The organism is Cupriavidus sp. NPDC089707, from assembly GCF_044748965.1.
Taxonomy (GTDB): domain Bacteria; phylum Pseudomonadota; class Gammaproteobacteria; order Burkholderiales; family Burkholderiaceae; genus Cupriavidus.
Genome location: NZ_JBIVHB010000016.1, coordinates 49,488 through 75,815, shown reverse-complemented (window position 1 = coordinate 75,815; position 26,328 = coordinate 49,488). Strand labels below are relative to the sequence as shown.

Here is a 26,328-nt window from a genome sequence, read left to right as displayed (position 1 = left end):
CCGAGTTAGCCGGCCGAGTCAGCCGGCCGGATCAGCCGGCCGCGCCGCGCAAGGCACCGAAGCGCCAGGAAAGCCGCCGTGCCGCCTGCCGCACCAGCGCGGCGGGCGCGCCTTGCGTGCCGCTGTCGAAGCTGCCGCTTGACCCCATCACCGCGATCACCAACGCCAGGCTGCCGGTATGGTCGAACACCGGCGCCGCCAGCGTATCGATGCCCGGCACCGGGTGGCTCAGCGCGTTGTCGATCTGCGCCGCGCGCACCTTCGCCAGGCGGGCGGCGTAGTCGGCCGTGGGCGTTCCGTCTTCCCCCAGCACCTGCCCGACGGCAGCGCCGGCCATGCGCAGGTAGTCGGTTTGCAGCAGCCCGGCGAGTACGTTGCCCGGCAGGTGCGCGGCCACGGTGCGGCCGATCGCGGTATGGACCAGCGACAGCACCGTGCCGACGCGCAGGCTGACATGCTGCGGCCGCGCCGACTCCTCCAGCCTGACCACGGTCGGACCCATCGGGCCCAGCACGGCCATGGCCACGCTCAGGCCGGTGGTGCCGGCGAGCTCAATCACTTCGGGCTCGGCCTCGCGCGTCGGCGACAGCCGCTGCAGCGCGACCAGGCCGAGCTCCAGCCCCAGCGGGCCGCACAGGTAGTTGCCCGCGGCATCGCGCGCGAGCAGTCCGGCCTTTTGCAGGCTGACCAGGTGCGGGAATGCCTTGGCGGCGGGCATGCCGGCAGCCAGCGCGAGGTCGCGCAAGGCCAGCGGACGCCCCGCGGCGACCAGCGCGCCCAGCAGCTGGCCGGTGCTGTCCAGGGATTGGATGCCGCGCTGCGGCTTGCCGCCTTCGGCGTCGGCATCCGGGCCGGCGATGCCGGCCGGCTCGGGTATGCGGGTGGGAGTCATGCCGGGCTTTCCTCTTCCGAACCTTACGAACCTTCCGAACCATCGGCGCGCAGGGTGGCTGCGATATCGGCCGCTGCTGCCCGCAGCGCCCGTGCGGCGGTGCCGTTCCAGTCGACATCGATGGCGCCGGTCGAGCCAACCAGCGTCAGCACCAGCCGCAGCACCCCGGCAGCGTCCAGCACCGGCACGCTGAGGCTGCTGACCGCCGGGCTGGGCGTGTCGATGCTGCGCTCGATGCCGCGCTCGCGGATGACCTGCAGCGTGGCGCCAAAGTCCGCCAACCGCGCATCCGCGGCGTCCGGCTGCTGCGCCCGCCACAGCGGCTGCCACTGCGCCGGCGGCCGGAACGCGCAGTAGACGCGGCCGGTGGCGGTGGCCGCCAGCGCCATCACTGTACCCACGTGCAGGTTCACGTGCAGCGGCGCGCTGGCGGGGACGTAGCGGACGATGGTCGGCCCTTGCGGCCCCGCGATGCTGATGGCCACGCCGAAGCCCGACGATTGCGCCAGCGCGTCGACACGCGAAAGCGCGGCGCGGTAGGCCGGATCCTGCTCCAGGTGCAGCATGCCCAGCTGCAGCGATAGCGGGCCGGGCTCGTAGCGGCCGGAAACATGGTCGCGCTTGAGCAGGCCCAGGCGCGTCAGGCTGACAAGGTAGGCGTGCGCCTGCGCCGGCGCCAGCTGCGCGGCCTCGGCCAGCGCGGCCAGCGGCATCGGTACGCGTGCCGCCGCCAGCGCGGCCAGCAGCCGGCCGCCGACTTCCACGCTCTGGATGCCGCGCTGGGCCTTCTCTGCCTTTTCCGGCTTTTCCTTTCCTTCCTGTGCAGCCTTGCCGGTCGCGCCGGTTGCCTTGCCCCTGGCCATCGTCACCCTGTGTGATCGGAAAACCCGGATATTAATCGAACGCCATTCACGCGCCCTCGAATCGGGGTAAACCCGCAGCCGATCGGTGCCGGTTCCGTTCATCTCGGCGGCCTCACGGATATTTGTTATAGACGAACGTTTTAGCTATTGATTAATTAAACGAGGTTTCCTAAGATTGCACTACCCCGTCGGAACACGCAGGCACCACCGCCTGAAAGACGCATAGAAACGGGGGCGAGACAGCCCGTGCCGCCAGCCCTGCCCTGCGGCAAACCCGCCGCGTGCGCGTGCCGTCTTGCCTCCCCCACACAAAGGAAAGACGCCATGTCCAAGGCATTCGCATCCCAGGCCGACCTCGAAGCCAAGCAAGTCACCTTTACCCAGCTGTCCGAGAACGCCTGGGCCTACACCGCCGAGGGCGACCCCAATTCCGGCGTCGTGATCGGCGACGACGGCGTGCTGATCGTCGACACCACCGCCACACCGGCGATGGCACAGGACCTGATCGCGCGCATCCGCACCATCACCGACAAGCCCATCAAGTACGTGGTGCTGTCGCACTACCACGCGGTGCGCGTGCTGGGCGCCTCCGCCTACTTCGCCGAAGGCGCGCAGCAGGTCATCGCCAGCCGCGGCACGTGGGAAATGATCGTCGAGCGTGGCGAGGCGGACATGAAGTCCGAGATCGAGCGCTTCCCGCGCCTGTTTGCCGGCGTCGAGACCGTGCCCGGCCTGACCTGGCCGACGCTGGTGTTCGAAAAGGAGATCACGCTGTTCCTCGGCAAGCTGGAAGTCCGCATCGCCCACCTGGGCTCGGGCCACACCAAGGGCGACACCGTGGTCTGGCTGCCGCAGCAGAAGGTGCTGTTTTCCGGCGACCTGGTCGAGTACGACGCCGCCTGCTATTGCGGCGACGCCCAACTGGAAGAATGGCCCGCCACGCTTGACGCGCTGCAGGCGCTCAACCCCGACAAGCTGGTTCCCGGCCGCGGCCCCGCGCTGACCACGCCGGAAGAGGTAAAGAAGGGGCTCGCCTACACCAAGGACTTCGTTACCACGCTGTTCCAGTCGGGCAAGGAAGCCGTCGCCGGGAAGCTCGACCTGAAAGCCGCGATGGCGCATACGCGCCAGGCCATGGATCCCAAGTTCGGCCATGTCTTTATCTACGAGCACTGCCTGCCGTTCGACGTCTCGCGCGCCTTTGACGAAGCCAGCGGCATCCGTCACCCGCGCATCTGGACCGCGCAGCGCGACAAGGAAATGTGGGCCGCGCTGCAGGACTGAGCGACCGAAAACCCATAACAAGTCGGGCAACAGAGCATCAAGAGTTGGATGGAGAGACAGGCAATGAGCAGCATCGACTACCAGCGGTTGTCGTTTGAATACCAGCCCTGCGCGGAACAGCGCGGCGCGCAGGCGGATGGCGCGGTCCATCCTGTCGTGGTGGTCGGCGCCGGCCCGATCGGGCTGGCCACCGCCATCGACCTGGCACAGCGCGGCGTGCGCGTGGTGCTGGTCGATGACGACTGCACGCTGTCCACGGGCTCGCGCGCCATCTGCTTCGCCAAGCGCACGCTGGACATCTTCGACCGGCTGGGCTGCGGCGAGCGCATGGTGGACAAGGGCGTGAGCTGGAACGTCGGCAAGGTCTTCCTGCGCGACCAGCAGGTCTACAGCTTCGACCTGCTGCCCGAAAGCGGCCACCGCCGCCCGGCCTTTATCAACCTGCAGCAGTACTACGTTGAAGGCTTCCTTCTGGAGCGCGCGCAGGCGCTGCCCAATATCGAGATCCGCTGGCACAACAAGGTGGTTGGGCTGGAGCAGCGCGCGGACGGTGCGGCACTGACCATCGAGACGCCCGAAGGCTGCTACCCGCTGGCTGCGCGCTACGTGGTGGCGGCCGACGGCTCGCGCAGCCCGATGCGCAAGCTGCTCGGCCTGGACAGCAAGGGCCGCACCTTCCGCGACCGCTTCCTGATCGCTGACGTGAAGATGGAGGCCGACTTCCCCAGCGAACGGTGGTTCTGGTTCGACCCGCCCTTCCACCCCAACCAGTCGGTGCTGCTGCACCGCCAGCCGGACAATGTCTGGCGCATCGACTTCCAGCTTGGCTGGGATGCCGATCCGGTACTGGAGAAAGCGCCGGAGCGCGTGATCCCGCGTGTGCAGGCGCTGCTCGGCAAGGACGTGAAGTTCGAGCTGGAATGGGTCAGCGTGTACACCTTCTCGTGCCTGCGCATGGACAGCTTCCGCCACGGCAATATCCTGTTCGCCGGGGACTCTGCGCACGGCGTATCGCCGTTCGGGGCGCGCGGCGCCAACAGCGGCGTGCAGGATGCCGAGAACCTTGCCTGGAAGCTGGCCTACGTGCTGCAGGGCCACGCGGCCGACAGCCTGCTCGACACCTATGCCAGCGAGCGCGAATACGCCGCCGACGAGAACCTCCTGAACTCGACCCGCGCCACCGACTTCATCACGCCCAAGAGCGCCGTCAGCCGGGTCTTCCGCGACGCGGTGCTGACGCTGTCCAAGCGGCATGCCTTTGCCCGCGGCCTGGTCAACAGCGGCCGCCTGTCGGTGCCGGCTGTGCTGCGCGACTCGCCGCTGAACACCGCCGACGCCGATGACGCCGATGACGCCTATGCCGGCAGCATGGTGCCGGGCGCGGTCTGCGCCGACGCGCCGGTATCCGGGCCGCAAGGTGCCAGCTGGCTGCTGTCGCATCTGGGGCAGGATTTCACCGTGCTGCTGTTCGGCAATCCCGATGCCATCGACGCCGCCACGCTGGCAGACCTGTCCACGCTCAGGGAAGGCAACGTACCGCTGCGGCTGGTCTACGTCACCGACGCGGCGCAGCCGGCGATGACCTGTTCCGGCGCCACCGTGCTGCGCGACGACCAGGGCCTGGCAGCGGTCCGCTACGGCGCCATGCCCGGCACCTGCTATCTGGTGCGCCCGGACCAGCACGTGTGCGCGCGCTGGCGCCGCGCCGACCCCGCTGCAGTCCGCGCCGCGCTGGCGCGCGCCACCGGTGCCGGCCTGGCCGCACCGGCCCCAGGCCGGATCGCCGCCTGAGGCAGCCCGGACAGTAAGCAAAAGGAGACGACAACATGCCCGCCACCCTCAATACGCAACCCAACCTGGCCCGGCCCGACGATTTCTACGAAGCGCTGATCGAGATGCACCGCGATCTCGACGACGCCCAGAGCCAGGCCGCCAACGCGCAGCTGATCCTGCTGCTGGCCAACCATATCGGCGACCACGACGTGCTGCTGGCCGCGCTGAAGGCGGCTCGCGAAGGCGTAGCCGACATGCCGGGCGCGGCAGCGCCGGCAACTGGACACGGCATGGGCGCCGCAGCGCCGGCAGCCTGACACGGCACGGGCGCGGCCAGGCCGTGCCCTGCTCCGCTCTTTCCCTGGCCCGACTCAGGTCCGCCAGCTAGCGCGCTACAGACGCGCCCGGCAGTGCCATCCCTGGCTGCGACCACCCCGACGCAACACACGCAGCCACCACACCATACGGAGACAAACAGCATGAGCCATCCGGTCTCAGGGGATCTTGCGTCCCTGCATCTGACGCCCACCGCCACTGCCCTGCCCACGCTGGCGGCGCGCGAGGAAGACGCGCTCTACCGCAAGGTCTGGCTGCGCATCATCCCGTTCCTGTTCGTCTGCTACGTGGTCTCGTTCCTGGACCGCATCAACATTGGCTTCGCCCAGTTACAGATGAAGCAGGACCTTGGCTTCAGCGACGCCATGTACGGGCTGGGCGCCGCAATCTTCTACGTCGGCTACGTGCTGTGCGAGGTGCCGAGCAACATGCTGCTGGCGCGCTTCGGCGCGCGCCGCACCTTCACGCGCATCATGGTGCTGTGGGGCCTGGTCTCGGTGGGCATGATGGCCGTGTCGACGCCGGCGCAGTTCTACACGCTGCGCTTCCTGCTGGGTGTGTTCGAGGCTGGCTTCTTCCCCGGCATCGTGCTCTACATGACCTACTGGTTCCCGGCGCGGCGCCGCGCCGCGGTGATGGCGATCTTCTTTGCCGGCGTGGCGGTGGCGGGCGTGCTTGGCGGCCTGGTTTCCGGCTGGATCATGCGCGACATGGCCGGCGTGCTCGGCCTGCAAGGCTGGAAATGGATGTTCGCGATCGAAGGTGCGCCCGCGGTTTTCCTGGGGCTGATTGCCGCACGCTGCCTGGTGGATGGTCCGGAACGGGCCCGCTGGCTCAGCGCCGGCGAGCGCGCTTACCTGATCCGCGCCGCGGCGGGCGAGGCGGCAAACGCCGCCGATGCAGGCAAAGGCGGCCATTCGCTGCAGGCGCTGCGCCAGGTGCTGCGCAACCCGCGCGTGTACCTGTTCGCCTTTATCTACTTTTCGCTGACGTGCGGCTCGCTCGCGCTGAGCTTCTGGATGCCGCTGATCATCCGCGACTTCGGCATCACCGATGTGATGTCGGTCAGCCTGTATTCAGTGGTGCCCAATGCTGTCGGTGCGGTCGGGCTGATCCTGATCGCGCGCCATTCCGACCGCACCGGCGAGCGCCACCGCCATTTCCTGCTGTGCACCGCCGGCGGCGCGCTGGCGTTGGCCGCGCTTGCGCTGCACCCGGCCAGCCTGGCCATGATGCTGGCGATCCTTTCGGTTGCCGCAGTGCTGATCTTTGCCGCGCTGCCGGTGTTCTGGTCACTGCCGCCCAGCTACCTGCCGGGCGCGGGGGCAGCGGCCGGCATCGCCATGATCAGCAGCGTCGGCATCACCAGCGGCATCGTCAGCCCGTGGGTGATCGGGCAGATCAAGACCCGCACCGGCAGCCTCGACCATGCGCTGTTGCTGCTGGCGGCACTGCTGCTCGTCAGCGGGCTCGCAATGTGGCTGGGCGTGCCGCGCCAGCACGCGCAAGAATCCCGCCAGGCGCAGCAGGACTAAGCTGCAGGAAGGGCCTGCAGCGGGTTTCGTCAAACCGGAATGTCCGCACCCGCTCGGGTGCGGCGTTCAATGGGACCGGCCGCAGGGAATGACCTGCGCGATCTCCTCGCGCATCACCTCGACCACATCATCGATCTCCAGCCCTTCGGCCGTCACCAGCACGTCCTGTCCGCGGCCGATCGCGTAGACCACCCCGCGCCAGCGGCCGGGCTCGACGGCCTCGCACAGGCGGATATTGAATTCAGTGTCCTGGTCCTGGCTGTACACGGTCACCAGGTCGCCAATCTGGGGCACCTGCACCGCTTCTCCGTCGAACGCCCGGGCCACCACGGTCACCGGCGACTGCGTCAGTCCCCTGGCAAATCTTGCTCGCATGGTCCGCTCCTCTAATGCGATCCAAGTCCAGCTTACAAGAGGGGCGCCAAATAACCAGAAATTTCCATGCAAAAGTCGGGCTTGCTGCCCTCCGCGCATCGTCCGGGGTTACTGTCCGACCTGTCAGACGCCGCCGGATAGACAGCCGCCGTATATCGCCCACAATAAAGGCATCGACAGCCAAGGAGACACCAAAATGGGCACCAGCATACACGTCGTGCCGCATCGGGATGGCTGGGATGTCATCCATGAAGGCGCCCGCTACGCCGAATCCCACCATGCCACCCAGGAAGAAGCCATTGCCGCCGCGACTACGCAGGCGCAGCGCGAGCATGTTGAATTGCTGATCCATGGCCGCGATGGCCAGATCCGCTCGCGCAACAGCTTCGGCCACGATCCGCGCACCATACCAGGCTAAACCCTGTCTCGCCGGATAACGCCTCCGGCACCCAATCCTGCGCACGCGCATCCATGGCACCGCACCGGGACGACCTGCGGGCAGCTGCCGCAATCGCAGCCGCGGCGGTGCCGCTGCCGCAGGTCGACGACCCCGCACAGAGCAGCCCCTTCTCCGGCCCCTTCCCCAATGCACTCGCGAGGCAGGCCGAAGCGCTGGCCGCGCACCGGGTGGTGCTGCTTGGCGAAAGCACGCTCGGTACCGCGGAGTTCTACCACGCGCGCCGCGCTGACGGCGCAATTGGTGGCGCGCCATGGTTTCCGCATCGTCGCGGTGGAAGCGGACCGGCCACGCGCAATGCTGGCTCGACCTGCGGGGCGCGCGTGGCGGCCCGCTCGAAGACGCCCGCACCGCCTTGCTGCCGCCGCGGCAGGAGCGCTTCATCGGGGTCATCTACCGGCCCGAAACGGAATTGCAGAGCCACTACGCGCGCGCGACACATTCGCCGCCGGCCGCGAGCTCGTGGCTGGTGCGAAAGACGTGCCATGAGGCCCCTCCCCCGCGCTCCCCGGCCCTCACCCGCCGGTGCGATCCGGCGCCACGCTGACGTGGTTGACGACCTCTCGCACGCCGCCGGCCGCGCGGATGCACGCTTCGATCGCCTCGCGATCCGCCCGCGTGCCGATCGCGCCTTCGATGGTGACGCGCCCGTTTGCGACATTCAGCGCGATCTCGCTGACATCGAGGCCGCTGTCCCACAGCCGCGCGCACAGTGCTGCCTGCAACTCGACGTCAGCAGCGGTGACGGCGGTGCCGCGCGGATTGGCTGGCGGCGTATTGGAAGGATCCTGCATGCGTGCCCCTCCGGCGTCAGTACATGCGCATGCCGTGGCCCGGATGCGCCGCCGAAGCATCGCCGCGCGCCACGCGCAGGTGATTGACCACGTCCTTGACGCCGTAGATCTCGTCCGCGATATCTTCGATCCGGTATTTCTGCTGGCGATGGGGCACGCAGCCCTCCAGCGTGACCACGCCCTGCTCCACCCGCACCTCGACATCTTCGACCTGCAGCCGGGCGCTGCGCGCGAGCTGCTCGCACAGGTCCTCGAGGATGCGCGCATCGCTGCGCTGGTAGTTGCGCGGGCCTACGGGGCGCGCCTGGCGCGGGCCCCCGCGATACAGATCCATGCGCTCGTTGTAGCCGGTAAATTGGCGGTAAGGATCCCGTCCACGCGGCGCCTGCCGGGCGCGTGCGTCTGACGCGGTGGCGGACTGCCAGCCCTGCGTGCCGCCAAACTCACCGGGGTCCACCGGTTTGTCATAGTCGTACACGCCGTAGGCGCCCACGTAGTGGCTGCGCATGTCGGTTTCCGGCACGGCGCTTTCGTGCCAGGGTTGTCCGCGCCGGTTGTCTCTACGGTCCATTGTCGTCTCCGCTTGCCGTGCCGGGATCTGCGGCGCCGCTCTATCTGCAGCGCAACGCAACTATTTCTGCCGCGGCGGCACGAGGCCGCGGTCGGGCTCGCTGAGCTTGCCGTCGCGCAATTGCCGTACCGCGCACGCCAGCGCACGTGCCACGTTATCCACCTCGCCGAGCACGCCGTCATCCTCGTCCAGTTCCACATGGCTGGTGGCATACGGCTTGTAGTAGCCGATAAACCGGTCGAGCCGCGCCTGCGGGCCGGCATCGATCAGGCCCATCCAGTCAAGCCAGTCGGAGAGCGCGCGGCGCACGCCTTCGATGCCAGCCACGTCGCCGTGGACCACCAGCCCGTAGGTACGGCCTGCCAGGTGCTTGGGATAGTCCCATCCCGCCAGCTCGATCGACTTGGCACGCACCACGTCCTTGCCCTGCGTGCTGGTCGGATCCGGGTTGCCGCCATCCGCGCAGACCAGCCGGTCCATCATCAGCTTCAGCGGGCTGCTGGCCTGGTACCAGTAGACCGGCGTGACGATCAGCACGCCGTGGCAGCCGGTCCAGCGCGGGTAGATGTCGTTCATCCAGTCGTTGACCTGGCCGAGCGCGTGGTTGGGGTAGCAACTGCAGGGCCAGTGGCATAACGGCATCGACGTCGAGACGCAGCCCTTGCACGGATGGATGCGCAAGTCCGCATCGGAGGTGAGCAGGCTGAGGTCGAGCATATCGATCTCCATGCCCTCCGCTTCCAGCGTTGCTCGCGCGCGCCCCGCCAGGCGCCAGGACTTGGACATCTCGCCGGGGCAGGTGTAGTCATTGCGCGCGGCGGCACAGACCAGCAGCACGCGCGATGGCGTGGCAGGGTCGGCCTGCCGTTGCTGCGCCGCGCGGATTGCCTCGCTCGCCGCGCGCCATTCGTCGGACAGCTCATAGTCCGGATCGGCGAAGCCAGGCCCGGCCTTGTGCTTGAGCGGCGCCTTGCGGCCCTCATGGTAAGCCTCCCACGCGATGCGCTCGAGCCGCGCCAGGGCTTCATCCTCGTCACGATAGGCGGGGTCGGTGAAGCGCGCCATAAAGCGCTCCCGGAAGGTTTCGCGCGGCAGCGGCCCGCTCACCTGTCCCTTGCGGACATCGGCGGGATCACCGGGGTAGCGCTGCTTGCGGGGCGCATCCGGCGCCGGCTGGTTCGGCTTGTGCGTCGGGTCTGGCATAGGAGTCTCCGTGGCATTCTGGTGTGTGCCCTGGTGCAGGACATGCAAGATAGGCGCCACCATGCGACGCCACGTGCAGCGTGCGCGGCCACGCAGCTTTTACAAGGCCGTTGCTGGCGCTGCATGTACATTTTTCCCCGCCTGCGACGCCTGGACGACGCCCGGACGACGCCCGGACGATGCCCGGTCGGCGCGCGGCGGATGCCGCGCCGCTGGCACGGAACCTGCCGCCGCTCGCATCAATTCCACTCCGGATGCCGCCATGACCAGCCACGACGCCCCGGCGGGCCCCGGCGATCACCGCAGCATCGCCCGCTATCTGCGGCGCCACGGGCTCCACGTAGTGACTGCGGAATCGTGCACCGCGGGGCTGATTGCGTCGCGTATCGCCGAGGTGCCGGGCTGCGGTGATGTCCTGTACTGCGCGATCGTGGCGTACTCGCCCTCGGCCAAGGAGCAGTTGCTGCGCGTGCCTGCGGAAACCCCGGCCGCCACCGACATGACCACGGCGCCGACTGACACCACCAAGGACACTGCCAAGAAGTCCAAGTCAAAGTCCGGCAAGGAGGCCAACACCGCCCGCAGCAAGAAGCCTCGCGAACAGGGCACGCCGGCGGCACCAACCGCCGATGCGCCGAGCGGCCCGAAGGGCGACTCGCCCGATCCGGCGCCCAAGCAGTAAGCGCATGCCATTGCGCATGCCGTTTCGCATGCATTGAGCGCAATCGTGGCGGGGCTTGTGCGGACGGGCTCCCGCCGGATGGGCGCTGCTCAGGTATCCCCGCGCAGCGCCCGGGTCGCCTGCGCCAGCGCGGCTTCGCGTTCGCGCTGGCGCCAGCGGTGGCAGCGCCACAGCTCCTCCAGGTACGGCAGGCCGGCCAGCAGGACCACCGCTGCAAGCAATCCGACCAGATAGCCCGGCGGCAATGGCGCGGGTTTCCATGCCAGCGCCAGCCGCGCGGGTTCGCTGCCGGCGCCGAACAGCGCCAGGAACTGGCCCCAGTACATCACAACCACGTATGAAGCGGCAGCCATCGGCAGGACTTCGAGCAGGCTGTGCATATGCTGTTCGACCGGCGCGATATGGCGACGCTTGCTCGCGTACTGCACGTCCCACCACGCCGTGGCCTCGTGGATCACCAGCGCCGCCAGCACGACGGCGATCACCAGCGCATTGATCTCCAGGAACAGCACCATCAGCAGCGGCAGGCCGACCTCCACCAACATCAGCATGTGCAGCAAGGATTCGCGCACGCCGGCGTTGCGCTCGATGTGCGTAAAGCGATGGCACAGCCAGTCACCTGCGCCGGCCAGCAGCCACAGCGGCACCAGGCCGTACATCAGCACCAGGCGCGCGGCATGCTCGAAGGCTTGCAGGTCGGAAGCAGCGGCAGTGGGCATGGTGGTGGGACAAGGTCCTGCTATGGACGGGCCGTCTGCGCACGGTATTGTTCGCGCAGCACCCGGAACAGCTCATGATTGACCTGCACGCCGCGATACTGGCGCCGCACCACCGCGCGCAGGCGCGAGCCCAGTACGTGCGCCCGCAACGCACGCGCAAAGCGCCGTTGCACCGCCTGCTCGCCCTTGCTGACCGCGTGCAGGATGGCGCGGTCCGAACGGTGCTTGCCCGCCCCGCCGCGACACGCCGTGGGCGCCATGGCCAGCGGCAGGTGTCCGAGTACCAGCAGGCACGCCTGCAGTTCCTGTGCCGCCAGGGCGAAGGCATTGGCGCGGCTGGTCAGCAACGACTTGAGGTGCGGATTGGCCGCGGCGAGGGCCGCACGCCGGCAATCGCGCTCGCCCTCGCGCGAGACCGCGATCAGCGCGTTGAGCACCAGGATTTTTTTCCTTGCCATCGCCCACCTGCCTGGTCCGCGGCCGGACCCGTGAATCATCGATCAGGGCCGGCCGAGGCCGGCGGTTGACGTCGTTCGCCCCGCCCATGGCGCATGTCGCGCTCGTCGACATTGGACGAGAATAGCGGCCCCGCACCTGCGCTGCCAGGGCTGTCGTGCGGCACGCCGAAGGTCCGGCGCGATGCCGCCTGCCAGGCCCCGCGCGCTTCGCGCAGGCCACGCAGGTTCATCACGATCAGCGCAAATTGCAGCACGATCAGCGCGTGGGCATCGCCATGCCATCCCCACGCGATCCACAACAGGTTGCTGGCCAGGAACACCCAGAAGCCTGCGCGGCGCCGCGCAATGGAGCGCGATCCCACCAGCCATGTGGCGAGCACTGTCACTACCATCGCCGGCCACTGCGCAGCCTCGAGCAACCAGTCCATGCATGTTTTCCCGGTTTGTCCATCGTGACAGCGGGCAAGAAGCGTACCGGGCAATCCGCCTCCGCGCCGCGTGGCCGGCATGCGGCTGCTTCTTGCCACGGATCATGGCGTACCCGGTACTTTTTACAAGCGGTAGCGCTTTATGCACATTGCCTTTCGCTTGAAATCCTTTGGCGCGGCGGCGCTCCGCCGCATATCTTTTATCGAGCGGGCGCGCTGGCACGCACTTCGCATGGGTGAGCCATCCCGCCGGCTGGCCGTCTGGCGCCGGGGGGGGTCATTGTTGCTCCGCCGGAGCGAAACACCAGGAGGATTTTGTGCGGATCTGCCAGATCGACCTGACCGGAACCCCGGACGCCGACGAACACGCCTTGCAACGCGTGGCGGCACTGGGCTTCGACCACGTACTGATCGGCGGCTGGCCGCACCTGTCCGGGGCAGACACGCTGGCGGCGTGCGCCCGGCATGGGCTCGCGCCGCTGCTCGACATCTCACTGGACCGCTACAGCGCCGATGGGGAAGGCGCTCCCGACCCCGGCTGGATCGACGCCGCGGCCCCCGCCTTCGCCCCCCATGAAACCGACAACCATCTTCCCGGCGCACGCCTGCGCTGGCATGACCCGCAGGTGGCCGAAGCCCTGGTGCAATGGTGGGCCGCGCGGCTGCGCCTGGCATGGGCCTCGGGCGCGGCCGGCTTCTGCTGCCGCGCGCCGGCACGCGTGCCCGGCAGGCATTGGGCAGCGCTGGCAGAAACGCTGCGCAACGACGCCGCGCCTGCCGATGCGCGCCGCGCGCCGCGCCTGCTGGCGTGGACGCCTGGCCTGACCCCCGCACAGTTGGACGACCTTGCCCCCGCCGGCTTTGATGGCGCCTTCTGCTCGCTGCCGTGGTGGGACTTCCGCAGCGCCTGGCTGACCGAAGAAATCGCGCGGCTGCGCCGCTTCGGCAGCGTGCTGGCGGCGCCGGCCCTGACTCCAGCCAGCCAGGATGCGCTGAGCGCACGGCGTGCGCTGTGGACCGCCGCCGCCATCGGCGACGGCATCCTGGTGCCGGCCGGATTCGAGACCGGCGGCGCGCTTGCGCGCGACCCACTGGCTACCGATGGGGCCGGCCAGGACGGGGCTCCTTATGACATCACGCATGAACTGCTCGAGGCGACCACGTGGCTTGCTTCGCGCGACCCCGCGCCGGCGCTCGCGGTGCGCCAGCTGAGCGGGCCCGAGGCGCCGCTGACTGTGCTGGCGCGGCTGCCCGCGCCGGAAGGCTTGTGCGCCGACCCGGCCGAAGGCAACGGCTTTGCGGGGCCAGACAGCGCCGCGGCGCTGATGGTGGTGGTCAATCCCGACCCGATGGCGCCCGGCACGCTTGGCGCCGACCGCGTGCTGAGCGCGCTGCCGCATGCCAGCGCCCACCTCGAAGCCACGCCGGGCGGACCCGGCGGCACGCTCGACGCCAACAACCGGCTCGATGCGTTGGGGTCGATCACGCTTGCACCCGCCGACATCCGCCTGTTTGAAGCGCCGCCGGTGCCGCTGACCCGGCCCGGCATGCCGCGCGCCGACGCGCGCGCGCCGCACGGGCACGAGACCCTGGCCGCAACCGGGCTGGGCAGCGTGGTTGCTGCCATGGAAGCGCCGCGCATCGCCATCGAGCGGGTCGAACCCGCCTGCGACGACGGTCGCTTCGCGGTGCGGCGCGTGGTGGGCGAGCGCGTGGAAGTCAGCGCCGATATCTGGATGGACGGTCACGACAAGCTCGGCGCCGTGGTGCTGTGGCGTGCGCCGGGCGAGACCGACTGGCACGAAACGCCGCTGCGGCACGTGGTCAACGACTGCTGGCAAGGCAGCTTCCCGCTGGTGGCGCTGGGCCGGCATGAGTTCACGGTCGAAGCCTGGCGTGATCCCTATGCCAGCTGGCTCGACGAAATCGGCAAGAAACGCGCGGCCGGTCTCAACGTCAGCCTGGAGACCGAGGAAGGCGCACGGCTGGTTGCCGATGCACTGCTGCCGCCTACAGACAAGCACGGCAAGGACGGCAGGAACGGAAGGAAAGGCAATGGCCGCAAGCATGGCCAGGCACCGCCCTCGGACAGCGAACTGTCCGCGATCGTCGACGAACTCACGACCGTCGCGGGCGACGACGAGCGGCGCCTGGAAATCCTGCTGTCGCCGCGCACCGCGGCCGCCATGCTGGCCCACATGGCCACCCCGGCCGGCAGGCAGTTCGCCTCGCGTCATCCTGTGGCGCTGCCGGTGGAAGCCGACCGCCTCGCGGCGCGCTACGCCAGCTGGTACGAGCTGTTCCCGCGCTCGCAAAGCAACGACGAGCAGCGCCACGGCACCTTCGACGATGTCATCGCGCGGCTGCCCGCGATCCGCGCCATGGGCTTCGACGTGCTCTACTTCACGCCGATCCACCCCATCGGCCGCACCCACCGCAAGGGCCGCAACAACAGCCTGCGCGCCGAGCCCGGCGAACCGGGGAGCCCATATGCCATCGGCGGCGAAGAAGGCGGGCACGATGCCCTGCATCCAGAACTGGGCACGTTCGACGACTTCCGCCGGCTGTGCCACGCCGCGGCCGCGCACGGGCTCGAAATCGCGCTCGACTTCGCGATCCAGTGCTCGCCCGACCATCCGTGGCTGAAAGACCATCCGGAATGGTTCGCGCACCGCCCCGACGGCTCGCTGCGCTACGCCGAGAATCCGCCCAAGAAGTACGAGGACATCGTCGGCGTCGACTTCTACGCCGCGCCGCCGGCAGGGGCCGCGCTGTGGCAGGCGCTGCGCGACGTGGTGATGTTCTGGGCCGAGCACGGCGTGCGCATCTTCCGCGTCGACAACCCCCACACCAAGCCGCTGCCGTTCTGGGAATGGATGATCGCCGACGTGCGCGCGCACCATCCCGACACCATCTTCCTGGCCGAGGCCTTCACGCGGCCGAAGATGATGGCACGGCTCGCCAAGCTGGGCTTCAGCCAGTCGTACACCTACTTCTCCTGGCGCAATACCAAGTGGGAGCTGACCGAGTACCTGACCGAGCTGACGCAGAGCCCGCTGCGCGAATTCTTCCGCCCGCACTTCTTCGTCAATACGCCGGACATCAATCCCTACTTCCTGCACCACGGCGGCCGCCCCGCGTTCCTGATCCGCGCGGCACTGGCCACGTTGCTGTCCGGGCTATGGGGCATGTACAACGGCTTCGAGCTGTGCGAGAGCGCACCGTTCGTGCTCGACGGCAAGGTGCGCGAGGAATACCTCGACTCCGAGAAATACCAGCTGCGCGCCCGCGACTGGCACCAGCGCGGCAACATCGTCGCCGAGATCTCGAGGCTGAACGAGATTCGCGCCAGCCACCCCGCGCTGCAAAACCACCTGGGGCTGCGTTTCTACCATGCCGGCAGCGATGCCGTGCTGTGGTTCGCACGCTTCGTCCCGGGCAGCGACTACCTGTTCGGCGACGACGTGCTGCTGGCCGCGATCAACCTGGACCCGCGCAACGCGCACGAGGCCGATCTCGAACTGCCGCTGTGGGAATGGGGCCTGTCCGACCATGCGCGCGTGGCCGTGCATGACCTGATGCGCGGCCAGCGCTTCGAACTGCAGGGCAAGCACCAGCGCATCCGTCTCGACCCCGCGCAGCTGCCGTTCGCGGTGTGGCACGTACGCCCGCTGGACCGGCCCGCGCCGCGCCCCGCCGCCGCACCGGCATCGACCGACCCGCATGGCGCCTGACCGGCAGACGTGGAGACACGATGAAACGCCTCACCGAAACTGCCAGCGCCGCACTGCTCAATGCCGACCCGCTCTGGTACAAGGACGCGGTCATCTACCAGCTGCACATCAAGTCGTTCTTTGACGGCAACGGCGACGGCGTGGGAGATTTTGCCGGGTTGCTGGCCAAGCTCGACTACCTGGTCAACCTGGGCGTGGACACCATCTGGCTGCTTCCGTTTTATCCGTCGCCGCGCCGCGACGACGGCTACGACATCGCCGACTACCGCAACGTCCATCCCGATTACGGCACGCTGGCCGAAGCGCGCCGCTTTATCGCCGCGGCGCATGCGCGCGGGTTGCGCGTGATCACCGAGCTGGTGATCAACCACACCTCGGACCAGCACCCTTGGTTCCAGCGCGCGCGCAAGGCCAAGCCGGGCTCCGCCGCGCGCCGCTACTACGTCTGGTCCGACCACGACCAGGCCTATGCCGGCACGCGCATCATCTTCTGCGATGCCGAGAAGTCCAACTGGAGCTGGGACCCGGTCGCCGGCGCCTACTTCTGGCACCGCTTTTACTCACACCAGCCCGACCTGAACTTCGACAACCCGCAGGTGCTCAACGCGGTGCTGTCGGTCATGCGCTTCTGGCTGGACATGGGCATTGACGGGCTGCGGCTGGACGCTGTGCCATACCTGGTCGAGCGCGAGGGCACCAGCAACGAAAACCTGCCCGAGACCCACGCGGTCATCCGCAATATCCGCGCCTATCTCGACCAGCACTTCCGCGGGCGCATGCTGCTGGCCGAAGCCAATATGTGGCCGGAAGACGCGCAGCAGTACTTCGGCCTGACCGGCCCCGACCCCGAAGGCGACGAATGCCACATGGCCTTCCACTTCCCGCTGATGCCGCGCATGTACATGGCCATCGCGCGCGAAGACCGCTTCCCGATCACCGACATCATGCGCCAGACGCCGGAGGTGCCGCCCAACTGCCAGTGGGCGATTTTCCTGCGCAACCACGACGAGCTGACGCTGGAAATGGTGACCGGCAGCGAGCGCGACTACCTGTGGGAGGTCTATGCGTCAGACCGGCGCGCGCGCATCAACCTTGGCATCCGCCGCCGGCTGGCGCCTCTGATGGAGCGCGACCGGCGCCGCATCGAGCTGATGAACAGCCTGCTGTTCTCGATGCCGGGGACGCCGGTGATCTACTACGGCGACGAGATCGGGATGGGCGACAACATCCACCTGGGCGACCGCGACGGCGTGCGCACGCCGATGCAGTGGTCGCCCGACCGCAACGGCGGTTTCTCGCACGCCGATCCCGAGCGGCTGGTCCTGCCGCCGCTGCAGGGGCCGCTGTACGGCTATGAGGCGGTCAACGTCGAGGCGCAGACGCGCGACCCGCATTCGCAGCTCAACTGGATACGGCGCATGCTGGCGCTGCGGCGCAAGCACCGCGCCTTCGGCCGCGGCACGCTGCGCTTCCTGTTTCCCGGCAACCGCAAGATCCTGGCGTACCTGCGCGAGCACGAGGACGAGCACATCCTGTGCGTGGCCAACCTGTCGCGCGCCCCGCAGGCGGTCGAGCTGGACCTGTCCGCGTTCAACGGCCGCGTGCCGGTCGAGATGATGGGCGCCACGCCCTTCCCCGCCATCGGCACGCTGACCTACCTGCTGACGCTGCCGCCCTATGGCTTTTACTGGTTCGTACTGAGCGACGAGGCGCAGCCGCCGTCGTGGCACGTGGAGGCGCCGGAACAGATGCCAGACCAGATCACCCTTGTGATGCAGAACACCGGCCGCCCCGAGCTGACCGACGCATCGCGCCGCATCATGGCGACCGAGGTGCTGCCCCACTACATCAGCCGGCGCCGCTGGTTCGGCAGCAAGCACGAGCGCATCGAGCGCGTCGGCATGGCGTACGTGCTGCCGTTCACGCGCGGCAGCAATGGCGAGGACGTCTACCTCGGCGAAGTCGAGGTGGCGCTGTCCGGCCGCACCGAGCGCTACCAGTTGCCGGTGGGCATCCTGTGGGACCGCGAGAGCGCCGACGGCGTGTCGCAGCTGGCGCACGGGCTGTCGATGGCGCGCGTGCGCCAGGGCAGCCGCGTGGGGCTGGTCACCGACGGCTTCGTGGTCGAGCCGTTCGCGCGCGAGGTGGTGCAGGCGCTGCGCAAAGGACTGGAGCTGCAGGCCGGACCGGACCGGATCCGCTTCCGCGCCGAACCGGGCCTGGCGGCGCTGGAGCTGGAGCGCGATCCGATCGAGTGGATGTCGGCCGAACAGTCGAACAGTTCGCTGTCGTACAACAACACCGCGGTGCTCAAGCTGGTGCGGCGACTTTCCGGCGGCATCCATCCCGAGGCCGAGATGACGCGCTACCTGACCGCGCAGGGCTATGCGCACGCGGCGCCGCTGCTGGGCGAGGTAGTACGCACCAGCGCCGACGGGGTGCCGCATACGCTGATGCTGCTACAGGGCTACATCCTGAACCAAGGCAACGGCTGGGACTGGACCCTGGACTACCTGGGCCGCGCCATCGACGATGCGCTGCCAGCGAAAGAAAGCGAGGACGAGTTCGCCGAGGCCATGACCGGCTACGCCGCGCTGGCAGGCACGCTGGGACAGCGCCTGGCAGAACTGCATGCGGTGCTGGCGCGACCGTCCGACGACGAGGCCTTTGCACCCGTGCCCGCCACCGAGGCCGACGCGCGCGACTGGGCCGCGCAGGCCTTGCAGGCGCTGGAACGCGCCCTGGCGCTGGTCGACAAGCGCGCTGACAGCGTCCAGGGTTCGCGGCAGGCGTTCGGGCAGGCGTTCGAAGCCGACGTGCAGACGCTGATGGCCGCGCGCGGCGCGCTGCCCGCGCTGGTCGGACAACTGGCCACGGCGGCGCCCGGCAGCCTGCAGACGCGCTTCCACGGCGACTTCCACCTGGGCCAGGTGCTGATCGCGCAAAACGACACCTACCTGGTCGATTTCGAGGGCGAGCCGGGCCTGCCGCTGGACTGGCGCCGGCGCAAGACCTCGCCGCTGCGCGACGTGGCCGGATTGCTGCGCTCGCTGGATTATGCCGCTGCCACGGTCGGCACTGACCGCCAGGAACGCACCCATACCGAGCTGCCGCCGCAGCTGGCGGAACGCCGCGCGCTGCTGCTCGAGCGCTTCCGCACCACCGCCAACGAGGCCTTCCTGAACTGCTACCGCCAGCATATGGACGCATCGCCAGCACCCTGGGTCGACCCGGTCCAGTTTCAGCCGCTGCTGGACCTGTTCCTGCTGGAACGCGCCGCCTACGAGGTCGACTACGAAGCCGCCAACCGGGTGGCGTGGATCGACCTGCCGGTCAGCGGGCTGGCACGCCTGCTGCGCAAGTTGCTGGCGCAGCCGGGGGGGCAGCCATGAGCCCCCCGACCACGGCAACGCGCGGCGCGCCGCGCACCGGCGTGCTGCCGGGACACGAACTCGACGCGCTGCTGGGCGCGCGCCACCACGACCCGTTTGCGGTGCTGGGCCCGCACCGCGCCGACGACGGCGGCCTGCTGGTGCGCGCCTGCCTGCCCGGCGCGGTCGCGGCGCAGCTGGCCGCTGCCGACGGGGCCACGCTGGCCGAGATGGACCGGCTGCACCCCGGCGGCATCTTCGCCGCGCACCTGCCTGGGAACGAGCGCCGCGCCACGGCGTCGGACTACCGCATCCGCGTGACCTGGCCGGACGGCACCGAGCAGTGCAGCGCCGACCCGTATGCCTTCGACCTGCTGCTGGGCGAGCTGGACCTGCACCTGATCGCCGAGGGCCGCCACTTCGAGCTGGGCGAGTGCCTGGGCGCGCAATGGCAGCGCGTGGACGGCATCGATGGCGTGCGCTTCGCGGTGTGGGCGCCGAATGCGCGGCGCGTGTCCGTGATCGGCGAATTCAACGGCTGGCACCAGGCGCGCCACCCGATGCGGCTGCGCCATCCCAGCGGCATCTGGGAACTGTTCGTGCCGGCCGCGCTGGGCGCCGAGCCCGGCAGCCGCTACAAGTACGACCTGCTCGACCCGCACGGCACCGAGCTGCCCGACAAGGCCGACCCGCTCGCGCTTGCCACCGAAGCGCCGCCGGAGACCGCCTCGGTGGTGACCGCGCCGGGCAAGGGGGCGCCGCCGTTCGCATGGCATGACGCCGACTGGATGGCGCGCCGCGATGCCGGCGGTCCCGCCGATCCCTACACCCTGCCGATGTCGGTCTACGAAGTCCATGTCGGCTCGTGGCTGCGCGCCGCCAACGACAACCGCCACGGCTGGGACATCCTGGCCGAGCGGCTGGTGCCGTACGTGCAGGAGCTGGGCTTCACGCATATCGAGCTGCTGCCCATCACCGAACACCCCTTCGGCGGCTCGTGGGGCTACCAGCCGCTGTCGCTGTACGCGCCGACCGCGCGGCTCGGTCCGCCGCAAGCCTTCGCCGCCTTTATCGACCGCTGCCACCAGGCCGGCATCGGCGTGATCCTGGACTGGGTGCCGGCGCACTTCCCGACCGACCCGCACGGGCTCGCGCGCTTCGACGGAACCGCCCTCTACGAGCACATGGATCCGCGCGAAGGCTTCCACCAGGACTGGAACACGCTGATCTACAACCTCGGCCGCAACGAGGTGCGCGGCTTCCTGCTGGCCGGCGCGCTGCACTGGCTGGAACACTTCCATGCCGACGGGCTGCGCGTCGACGCGGTCGCTTCCATGCTCTACCGCGACTACAGCCGCGAGCCGGGGCAATGGGTGCCGAACCGCTACGGCGGCCGCGAAAACCTGGAGGCGGTCGCTTTCCTGCGCGAACTCAACACCGTGGTCCATGAACGCTGCCCCGGGGCGCTGACCATCGCCGAGGAATCCACCGCCTGGCCCGGCGTCACCGCCAGCGTGGCCGCCGGCGGGCTCGGCTTCGACTTCAAGTGGAACATGGGCTGGATGCACGACACGCTGCGCTACCTCGGGCATGAGCCGGTACACCGCGCCTGGCACCACCAGGACATGACCTTCGGGATGGTCTATGCGTGGTCCGAGGCCTTCGTGCTGCCGCTGTCGCACGACGAGGTCGTGCACGGCAAGGGCTCGATGCTCGGCAAGGTGCCCGGCGACCACTGGCAGCGCTTTGCCGGCCTGCGCGCCTACTACGGCTTCATGTGGGCCCATCCCGGCAAGAAGCTGCTGTTCATGGGCGGCGAGCTGGCGCAGTGGCAGGAGTGGAACCATGACGCCGAGCTCGACTGGGCGCTGCTGGACCATCCCATGCACCGCGGCATGCATACGCTGGTGCGCGACCTGAACCGGCTCTACCGCGAGCTGCCGGCGCTGCACGTGCTCGACCACAGCCCCGAGGGCTTCCAGTGGGTGGTCGGCGACGACAACCACAACAGCGTGTTCGCGTGGCTGCGCCGCGCCGCGCCGGGCAGCCGCGAGGTCGTGCTGGTGGTGGTCAACATGACGCCGGTGCCGCGCCGGGGCTACCGGCTCGGCGTACCCTTTGCCGGCACCTGGCAGGAATGCCTGAACACCGACGCCGAGTGCTATGGCGGCAGCAACGTCGGCAACGGCGGCACCGTGACGGCGGTGGACGTGCCCTCGCACGGCCAGCCGGCCTCGCTGGCGTTGACGCTGCCGCCGCTGGCCACGCTCGTGCTGCGGCTCGAACCGATTGCGGGTGCGCCGGCCGCAACGACATGACCCGACCCTTCGCGAACCGGCTGCTGCCCGGCAAGCCGTACCCCATGGGCGCCCACTGGGACGGGCTTGGGGTCAACTTCGCGGTGTTCTCGGCGCATGCTTCACGCATCGACCTGTGCCTGTTCTCCGAAAATGGCCGCAAGGAACTGGCACGCCTGCCGCTGCCGGAATGCACCGACGAGATCTGGCACGGCTACTTGCCCAACGCGGCGCTCGGCACCCTGTACGGATTCCGCGCGCACGGCCCCTACGACCCCGCGCACGGGCACCGCTTCAATCCGCACAAGCTGCTGCTGGACCCGTACGCGCGGCAACTGAGCGGCCCGGTGCGCTGGGCCGATGTGCTGTTCGGCTACCGCCTGCAGAGCGCGCGCGGCGACCTGACGCCGGACCGCCGCGACAGCGCCCAGAGCGTGCCCAAGGCCGTGGTGATCGACGAAAGCTTCCACTGGGGCGACGACCGCCCGCCCGCCGTGCCGTGGCCCGCCACCGTCATCTATGAAGCCCACCTGCGCGGCCTGTCGATGCTGCGCGACGACCTGTTGCCCAACCTGCGCGGTTCCTTCGCCTCGCTGTGCGACCCGCGCTTCATCGACCACCTGGTGCAGATGGGCATCACCACCGTCGAGCTGCTGCCGGTGCAAGCCATCCTGCAGGACCGCTTCCTGCTGGAGCGCGGGCTGCGCAATTACTGGGGCTACAACACCATGGCGTACTTCGCCCCGGAACCGGCCTACCTGGGCACCGGGCAGTTGCAGGAATTCAAGGTGGCGATGCGGCGCCTGCATGCAGCCGGCATCGAAGTGATCCTTGACGTGGTCTACAACCACACCTGCGAAGGCAACGAACTGGGGCCGACGGTTTCGTGGCGCGGCCTGGACAACGCCAGCTACTACCGCCTGATGCCGGGCGACGCGCGCCACTACATCAACGACACCGGCTGCGGCAACACCCTCAACCTGTCGCATCCGCGCGTGCTGCAGATGGTGATGGACTCGCTGCGCTACTGGGTGGAGTGCTACCACGTCGATGGCTTCCGTTTCGACCTGGGCAGCACGCTCGGGCGCGAAGGCAACGGCTTCGACCAGGGCTCTGGCTTCTTCGATGCGCTGATGCAGGACCCGGTGCTGAGCCGCGTCAAGCTGATCTCGGAACCTTGGGACCTGGGCCCCGGCGGCTACCAGCTCGGCAACCACCCGCCAGGCTTTGCCGAATGGAACGACAAGTTCCGCGACGCGGTGCGCCGGTTCTGGCGCGGCGATGCCGGCAAGCGCGGCGAACTGGCTGCGCGGCTGGCGGCCTCGGCCGACCTGTTCGACTGGCGCCACAGGCGCCCGTGGGCCAGCGTCAACTTCATCACCGCTCACGATGGCTTTACGCTGGCCGACCTGGTCAGCTACAGCACCAAGCACAACGAGGCCAACGACGAGGACAACCGCGACGGCACCGACGACAACGCCAGCGCCAACTGGAGCCCGGACGGCAGCATTGAAGGCCCGACCGACGACCCGGAAATCCTGGAGCGCCGCAGCCGCGTGGCGCAGGCCCTGATGGCCACGCTGCTGCTCGCGCAAGGCACGCCGATGCTGACCGCCGGCGACGAATGGGGCCGCACCCAGCACGGCAACAACAACGCCTACTGCCAGGACAACGAGATTTCGTGGCTGCACTGGAAGCAGGCCCAGACGCCTGGTGCGCAGCCGCTGCAGCACATGGTGCGACGCCTGCTCGCGCTGCGCCGGCGGCTGCACGCGCTCACCGGCGACCGTTTCGCCCACGGGCGCCAGGAACCGGCGCGCGGCATCGCCGACATTGCCTGGTTCGATACCGACGGCAAAGCGCCCACCCCCGAGGAATGGGCCGACCCGGAAGTCCGCACGCTGGCGCTGCGCCGCGCTGCCCCGCCGCCGCAACCTGAGCGCCCCCAACTGGGCTCGCTGCCGGAAGAGGAGGAAGACGAGGACGATGCGCGCACCGTGCAGGTGACACTGCTGCTGCTCAACGCCGGCGAGGCCGACGCATCGTTCCTGCTGCCCGAGCCCAGGCTGGCCTGGACCCTGCTATTCGACAGCAGCCGGCCCGAAGCCACCGAGTCCGAGCTTGCCGGCGATGCGGTGGGCGAGAGCCAGACGGTGCCGGGCCATTCGCTTGTGCTGCTGGCCGCCCCGGCCCGCAGCCGCGACAGCCCGCACCAGGAAAGCCCACCGCTGGGCGCGCCGCAGGAGACACAGGAATGACCCGACCCCCGCACCGCAGCGCCGTGCCACACCCCGCGCCACACCCCACGCCACTGCAGAAGCTGGCGCTGCGCGCGGACCTGCTGCCGCATTGGACGGATGCCTGGAGCCAGCCGCGGGCCGTGCCAGCCGACGCGCTGCGGCGCGTGCTGGACGGCCTTGGCCTGCCCTGCTCCACCCCCGGCCAGTGCGAGGCCTCGCGCGCCTGGCTCGTGGCCGATGACGCCGCCAACGCACTGCCGCCGCTAGTCACTGCCGAACGCAGCCAGCCGGTCGCGGTGCCGTGGCCGCACAAGCTGCCGGAGCGCGCGTACCGGCTGACGCTGGAAGACGGCGCCATCTTGAACGGCACCGCCGTGCGCGCGCACGCGGACAGCAATCCGGCCGGCACCATGCTGCTGCCGCCGGTCGATGTCTGCGGCTACCACCGGCTCGAACTGGGCGATGCGCAAACGGTGCTGGCGGTGGCGCCTGCGCGCTGCTATGGCGTAGCGGACGCGCTACGTCACGCCGGCCGCACTGCCGCTGGCGCCGGCGCACGCCCCTGGGGGCTGGCGGTGCAGCTCTACAGCCTGCGCCGCGGCGCCGACTGCGGCATGGGCGACCTGACCGCGCTGGCCCAGTGTTGCACCAGCACCGCCGCCCTGCACGCCGACGCCGTCGCGATCAATCCTCTGCATGCCGGCTTTGCCGCGCTGCCGCAGCGCTACAGCCCGTACGCCCCCTCCAGCCGGCTGTTCCTGAACCCGCTGTACGCCGATCCCGCTGCGGTGTTCGGCCAGCAAGCGCTGGACGCGGCCATCGCGGCGCTCGGCATCGGCGAGCAGCTGGCGGCGCTCGAAGCGCTCACGGAAATCGACTGGCTTACGCTGGCGCCGTTGCGCTACGCGGTGCTGGACTGGCTCTGGCAGCGGCGCGAGTCCCTGCTGACGCGCGCGGCGCTGGACGACTGCGCCGCCTTCCGCGCCCGCGGCGGCACGGCGCTGCATGCGCATGCCTGCTATGAAGCGATCCAGGCGCAGCGGCTTGCCACGGCCAGCCATGGCATGAACCACGCCGCGGCGCCGGACTGGCGCTGCTGGCCGGCCACGCTGCGATCTCCCGCCGACGCCGCGGTGGCGGCCTTTGCCCGCGACCACGCCGACGACGTGGCCTACCACGCCTTCCTGCAATGGCTCGCCGCCGATGGCATGGCGCGTGCGCAGCGCGCCGCGCGCGACGCCGGCATGGCGGTAGGCGTGGTCTGCGACCTGGCGGTCGGCGCCGACCCGGGCGGCAGCCAGGCGTGGACCCGCCAGCAGGAAATCCTGGCCGGCTTCCATGCCGGCGCGCCGCCGGACCTGTACAACCCGCTCGGCCAGGACTGGGGGGTGGCGGTGTTCTCCCCGCGCGGCCTGCGCCGGCAAGGCTACGCCGCCTTCCTGGAAATGCTGCGCGCCAACCTCTCCCATTGCGGCGGGCTGCGCATCGACCACGTGCTGGGCCTGGCGCGGATGTGGCTGGTGCCTGCGGGCGCATCCGCCAGCGACGGCGCCTACCTGCGCTATCCGCTCGAAGACCTGCTGCGGCTGGTGGCGCTGGAGTCCTGGCGGCACCGCGCCATCATCATCGGCGAGAACCTCGGCACGGTCCCGCCCGAACTGAACGCGGCGCTGACCGCGCGCGGCGTGCTCGGCATCGACGTGCTGTGGTTCCAGCGCGAGGAAGCGAGGGCGGCCGAGGCCGCGGTCGATACGGCCATCGAGGCCGATCCGGCGCCGTTCCAGCCGCCCGCGCAGTGGCCGCCCGAAGCCATCGCCACCACTTCCACGCACGACTTGCCCACCGTCGCCGGCTGGTGGGCCGGACGCGACCTCGACTGGCGCGACCGGCTGAAGCTGCTCGCGCCCGGCGAAACCCTGGCGCAGGCTCAGGCAGGCCGCGCCCGCGAGCGCAGCGCGCTGTGGCAGGCACTGAACGACGCCGGGCTGTGCCACGGCCCGGAGCCCGGTCCCGCACACGCCCCGCTGGATGCCGTGCTGGCCTGGCTGGGCACCGCGCGCACGGCACTGCGCGTGGTGCCGCTGGAAGATTTGCTGGGCGAGGCCGAGCAGCCCAACCTGCCCGGCACCACCAGCGTCCATCCCAACTGGCAGCGCCGGCTCGACCCCGACGTGCGCGCGCTGGCTGACGCGCCGGCGCTGCGCGCCCGGGTGCAATCGATCCGGCAAGCCGTTCGCAGTGGCCGCCACGGCACCCTGCATCCGCCGCCGCGCGGGTAGCCACCGGTGAGGTGGCGTCGACCCGACCCGCGCCGCG

General features: G+C 69.5%; 21 protein-coding genes. 12 read left to right on the top strand and 9 right to left on the bottom strand.

The genetic code is table 11. The features are described 5' to 3' along the window. Nucleotides 1–31: 31 nt before the first annotated feature. Complete coding sequence (locus tag ACIP1U_RS22945; protein ID WP_400319764.1) at nt 32–892, bottom strand: IclR family transcriptional regulator; 861 nt, start codon at nt 890–892, stop codon at nt 32–34. 23 nt (nt 893–915) lie between these two features. Further along, entirely contained in the window at nt 916–1,755 is an 840-nt protein-coding gene (locus tag ACIP1U_RS22940) for an IclR family transcriptional regulator (RefSeq protein ID WP_400319902.1), read from the bottom strand. A 324-nt stretch (nt 1,756–2,079) separates the two neighbouring features. On the opposite strand from ACIP1U_RS22940, the gene ACIP1U_RS22935 reads away from it, so the two are divergent. The 4 genes from ACIP1U_RS22935 to ACIP1U_RS22920 all read left to right on the top strand — a co-directional run bounded on the left by ACIP1U_RS22935 (nt 2,080) and on the right by ACIP1U_RS22920 (nt 6,683). Next, nucleotides 2,080–3,039 (top strand): MBL fold metallo-hydrolase, encoded by a 960-nt coding sequence (locus ACIP1U_RS22935; protein WP_400319761.1) that lies wholly within the window; start codon nt 2,080–2,082, stop codon nt 3,037–3,039. Between the two features lie 63 nt (nt 3,040–3,102). Further along, nucleotides 3,103–4,830 carry an FAD-dependent oxidoreductase gene (locus ACIP1U_RS22930; RefSeq protein WP_400319758.1) on the top strand — a complete coding sequence of 576 codons (1,728 nt, stop codon included), beginning with the start codon at nt 3,103–3,105 and terminating at the stop codon, nt 4,828–4,830. Between the two features lie 35 nt (nt 4,831–4,865). After that, on the top strand, nt 4,866–5,129 hold the full coding sequence (locus ACIP1U_RS22925; protein ID WP_400319755.1) for a DUF2783 domain-containing protein: 264 nt from the start codon (nt 4,866–4,868) through the stop codon (nt 5,127–5,129). 162 nt (nt 5,130–5,291) lie between these two features. Further along, nucleotides 5,292–6,683 carry an MFS transporter gene (locus ACIP1U_RS22920; RefSeq protein WP_400319753.1) on the top strand — a complete coding sequence of 464 codons (1,392 nt, stop codon included), beginning with the start codon at nt 5,292–5,294 and terminating at the stop codon, nt 6,681–6,683. Nucleotides 6,684–6,749: 66 nt separating this feature from the next. On the opposite strand, the gene ACIP1U_RS22915 is transcribed toward ACIP1U_RS22920, so the two are convergent. Further along, nucleotides 6,750–7,058, bottom strand: a complete 309-nt coding sequence (locus ACIP1U_RS22915) for a hypothetical protein (RefSeq protein WP_400319750.1) — start codon at nt 7,056–7,058, stop codon at nt 6,750–6,752. A 196-nt stretch (nt 7,059–7,254) separates the two neighbouring features. Between ACIP1U_RS22915 and ACIP1U_RS22910 the strand changes: the two genes are divergently transcribed. Next, nucleotides 7,255–7,476, top strand: a complete 222-nt coding sequence (locus ACIP1U_RS22910; RefSeq protein WP_400319748.1) for a DUF2188 domain-containing protein — start codon at nt 7,255–7,257, stop codon at nt 7,474–7,476. Between the two features lie 292 nt (nt 7,477–7,768). After that, the gene (locus ACIP1U_RS22905; RefSeq protein WP_400319746.1) at nt 7,769–8,062 is read left to right on the top strand and encodes an erythromycin esterase family protein; all 294 of its coding nucleotides are present in this window, start codon (nt 7,769–7,771) and stop codon (nt 8,060–8,062) included. Here the strand turns inward: ACIP1U_RS22905 and ACIP1U_RS22900 are convergent. Genes ACIP1U_RS22900 through ACIP1U_RS22890 form a run of 3 tightly spaced genes read right to left on the bottom strand, consistent with a single transcriptional unit; the run spans nt 8,031 to nt 10,083 of the window. After that, complete coding sequence (locus ACIP1U_RS22900; protein ID WP_400319743.1) at nt 8,031–8,309, bottom strand: BON domain-containing protein; 279 nt, start codon at nt 8,307–8,309, stop codon at nt 8,031–8,033. The genes ACIP1U_RS22905 and ACIP1U_RS22900 overlap by 32 nt on opposite strands. A 16-nt stretch (nt 8,310–8,325) precedes the next feature. Continuing rightward, nucleotides 8,326–8,880, bottom strand: a complete 555-nt coding sequence (locus tag ACIP1U_RS22895) for a BON domain-containing protein (RefSeq protein WP_400319740.1) — start codon at nt 8,878–8,880, stop codon at nt 8,326–8,328. A gap of 60 nt (nt 8,881–8,940) precedes the next feature. Beyond that, nucleotides 8,941–10,083, bottom strand: a complete 1,143-nt coding sequence (locus ACIP1U_RS22890) for a flavodoxin family protein (RefSeq protein WP_400319737.1) — start codon at nt 10,081–10,083, stop codon at nt 8,941–8,943. A gap of 262 nt (nt 10,084–10,345) precedes the next feature. On the opposite strand from ACIP1U_RS22890, the gene ACIP1U_RS22885 reads away from it, so the two are divergent. After that, nucleotides 10,346–10,765, top strand: a complete 420-nt coding sequence (locus ACIP1U_RS22885; protein ID WP_400319735.1) for a CinA family protein — start codon at nt 10,346–10,348, stop codon at nt 10,763–10,765. A gap of 89 nt (nt 10,766–10,854) precedes the next feature. Here the strand turns inward: ACIP1U_RS22885 and ACIP1U_RS22880 are convergent, their stop codons facing one another. From ACIP1U_RS22880 to ACIP1U_RS22870, 3 genes are read right to left on the bottom strand one after another with little or no spacing between them, the layout of a single operon-like run. Beyond that, nucleotides 10,855–11,484, bottom strand: coding sequence for a diguanylate cyclase (locus ACIP1U_RS22880; RefSeq protein WP_400319733.1), 630 nt, complete (start codon nt 11,482–11,484; stop codon nt 10,855–10,857). A 20-nt stretch (nt 11,485–11,504) separates the two neighbouring features. Further along, entirely contained in the window at nt 11,505–11,942 is a 438-nt protein-coding gene (locus tag ACIP1U_RS22875; RefSeq protein ID WP_400319730.1) for a hypothetical protein, read from the bottom strand. 35 nt (nt 11,943–11,977) lie between these two features. Continuing rightward, nucleotides 11,978–12,370: a hypothetical protein gene (locus tag ACIP1U_RS22870; RefSeq protein WP_400319728.1), complete on the bottom strand. Its 393-nt coding sequence runs from the start codon at nt 12,368–12,370 to the stop codon at nt 11,978–11,980. 317 nt (nt 12,371–12,687) lie between these two features. On the opposite strand from ACIP1U_RS22870, the gene ACIP1U_RS22865 reads away from it, so the two are divergent. The 5 genes from ACIP1U_RS22865 to malQ are packed head-to-tail and all read left to right on the top strand — an operon-like array spanning nt 12,688 to nt 26,291. Further along, a complete protein-coding gene (locus tag ACIP1U_RS22865) occupies nt 12,688–16,104 on the top strand; it encodes a maltotransferase domain-containing protein (RefSeq protein ID WP_400319726.1) in 3,417 nt (1,138 codons plus the stop codon). Between the two features lie 20 nt (nt 16,105–16,124). Beyond that, nucleotides 16,125–19,496 carry a maltose alpha-D-glucosyltransferase gene (gene treS / locus ACIP1U_RS22860; RefSeq protein WP_400319724.1) on the top strand — a complete coding sequence of 1,124 codons (3,372 nt, stop codon included), beginning with the start codon at nt 16,125–16,127 and terminating at the stop codon, nt 19,494–19,496. Next, nucleotides 19,493–21,793: a 1,4-alpha-glucan branching protein GlgB gene (glgB, locus tag ACIP1U_RS22855; RefSeq protein ID WP_400319721.1), complete on the top strand. Its 2,301-nt coding sequence runs from the start codon at nt 19,493–19,495 to the stop codon at nt 21,791–21,793. Before treS ends, glgB begins: the two co-directional genes overlap by 4 nt. Further along, the gene (glgX, locus tag ACIP1U_RS22850) at nt 21,790–24,030 is read left to right on the top strand and encodes a glycogen debranching protein GlgX (RefSeq protein ID WP_400319719.1); all 2,241 of its coding nucleotides are present in this window, start codon (nt 21,790–21,792) and stop codon (nt 24,028–24,030) included. Before glgB ends, glgX begins: the two co-directional genes overlap by 4 nt. Further along, nucleotides 24,027–26,291, top strand: coding sequence for a 4-alpha-glucanotransferase (gene malQ, locus ACIP1U_RS22845; protein ID WP_400319716.1), 2,265 nt, complete (start codon nt 24,027–24,029; stop codon nt 26,289–26,291). The genes glgX and malQ overlap by 4 nt, the downstream gene beginning before the upstream one ends. The last annotated feature ends 37 nt before the right edge of the window (nt 26,292–26,328 follow it).

Excerpts from the sequence above, each read along its gene's own strand:
- malQ (WP_400319716.1), top strand. The coding sequence starts at position 24,027 with ATGACCCGACCCCCGCACCGCAGCGCCGTGCCACACCCCGCGCCACAC.
- ACIP1U_RS22930 (WP_400319758.1), top strand. The coding sequence starts at position 3,103 with ATGAGCAGCATCGACTACCAGCGGTTGTCGTTTGAATACCAGCCCTGC.
- ACIP1U_RS22935 (WP_400319761.1), top strand. The coding sequence starts at position 2,080 with ATGTCCAAGGCATTCGCATCCCAGGCCGACCTCGAAGCCAAGCAAGTC.
- ACIP1U_RS22880 (WP_400319733.1), bottom strand. The coding sequence starts at position 11,484 with ATGCCCACTGCCGCTGCTTCCGACCTGCAAGCCTTCGAGCATGCCGCG.
- ACIP1U_RS22905 (WP_400319746.1), top strand. The coding sequence starts at position 7,769 with ATGGTTTCCGCATCGTCGCGGTGGAAGCGGACCGGCCACGCGCAATGC.
- ACIP1U_RS22900 (WP_400319743.1), bottom strand. The coding sequence starts at position 8,309 with ATGCAGGATCCTTCCAATACGCCGCCAGCCAATCCGCGCGGCACCGCC.
- ACIP1U_RS22915 (WP_400319750.1), bottom strand. The coding sequence starts at position 7,058 with ATGCGAGCAAGATTTGCCAGGGGACTGACGCAGTCGCCGGTGACCGTG.
- ACIP1U_RS22945 (WP_400319764.1), bottom strand. The coding sequence starts at position 892 with ATGACTCCCACCCGCATACCCGAGCCGGCCGGCATCGCCGGCCCGGAT.
- ACIP1U_RS22895 (WP_400319740.1), bottom strand. The coding sequence starts at position 8,880 with ATGGACCGTAGAGACAACCGGCGCGGACAACCCTGGCACGAAAGCGCC.
- ACIP1U_RS22890 (WP_400319737.1), bottom strand. The coding sequence starts at position 10,083 with ATGCCAGACCCGACGCACAAGCCGAACCAGCCGGCGCCGGATGCGCCC.
- treS (WP_400319724.1), top strand. The coding sequence starts at position 16,125 with ATGAAACGCCTCACCGAAACTGCCAGCGCCGCACTGCTCAATGCCGAC.
- glgB (WP_400319721.1), top strand. The coding sequence starts at position 19,493 with ATGAGCCCCCCGACCACGGCAACGCGCGGCGCGCCGCGCACCGGCGTG.
- ACIP1U_RS22940 (WP_400319902.1), bottom strand. The coding sequence starts at position 1,755 with ATGGCCAGGGGCAAGGCAACCGGCGCGACCGGCAAGGCTGCACAGGAA.
- ACIP1U_RS22910 (WP_400319748.1), top strand. The coding sequence starts at position 7,255 with ATGGGCACCAGCATACACGTCGTGCCGCATCGGGATGGCTGGGATGTC.
- ACIP1U_RS22920 (WP_400319753.1), top strand. The coding sequence starts at position 5,292 with ATGAGCCATCCGGTCTCAGGGGATCTTGCGTCCCTGCATCTGACGCCC.
- glgX (WP_400319719.1), top strand. The coding sequence starts at position 21,790 with ATGACCCGACCCTTCGCGAACCGGCTGCTGCCCGGCAAGCCGTACCCC.
- ACIP1U_RS22875 (WP_400319730.1), bottom strand. The coding sequence starts at position 11,942 with ATGGCAAGGAAAAAAATCCTGGTGCTCAACGCGCTGATCGCGGTCTCG.
- ACIP1U_RS22885 (WP_400319735.1), top strand. The coding sequence starts at position 10,346 with ATGACCAGCCACGACGCCCCGGCGGGCCCCGGCGATCACCGCAGCATC.
- ACIP1U_RS22925 (WP_400319755.1), top strand. The coding sequence starts at position 4,866 with ATGCCCGCCACCCTCAATACGCAACCCAACCTGGCCCGGCCCGACGAT.
- ACIP1U_RS22870 (WP_400319728.1), bottom strand. The coding sequence starts at position 12,370 with ATGGACTGGTTGCTCGAGGCTGCGCAGTGGCCGGCGATGGTAGTGACA.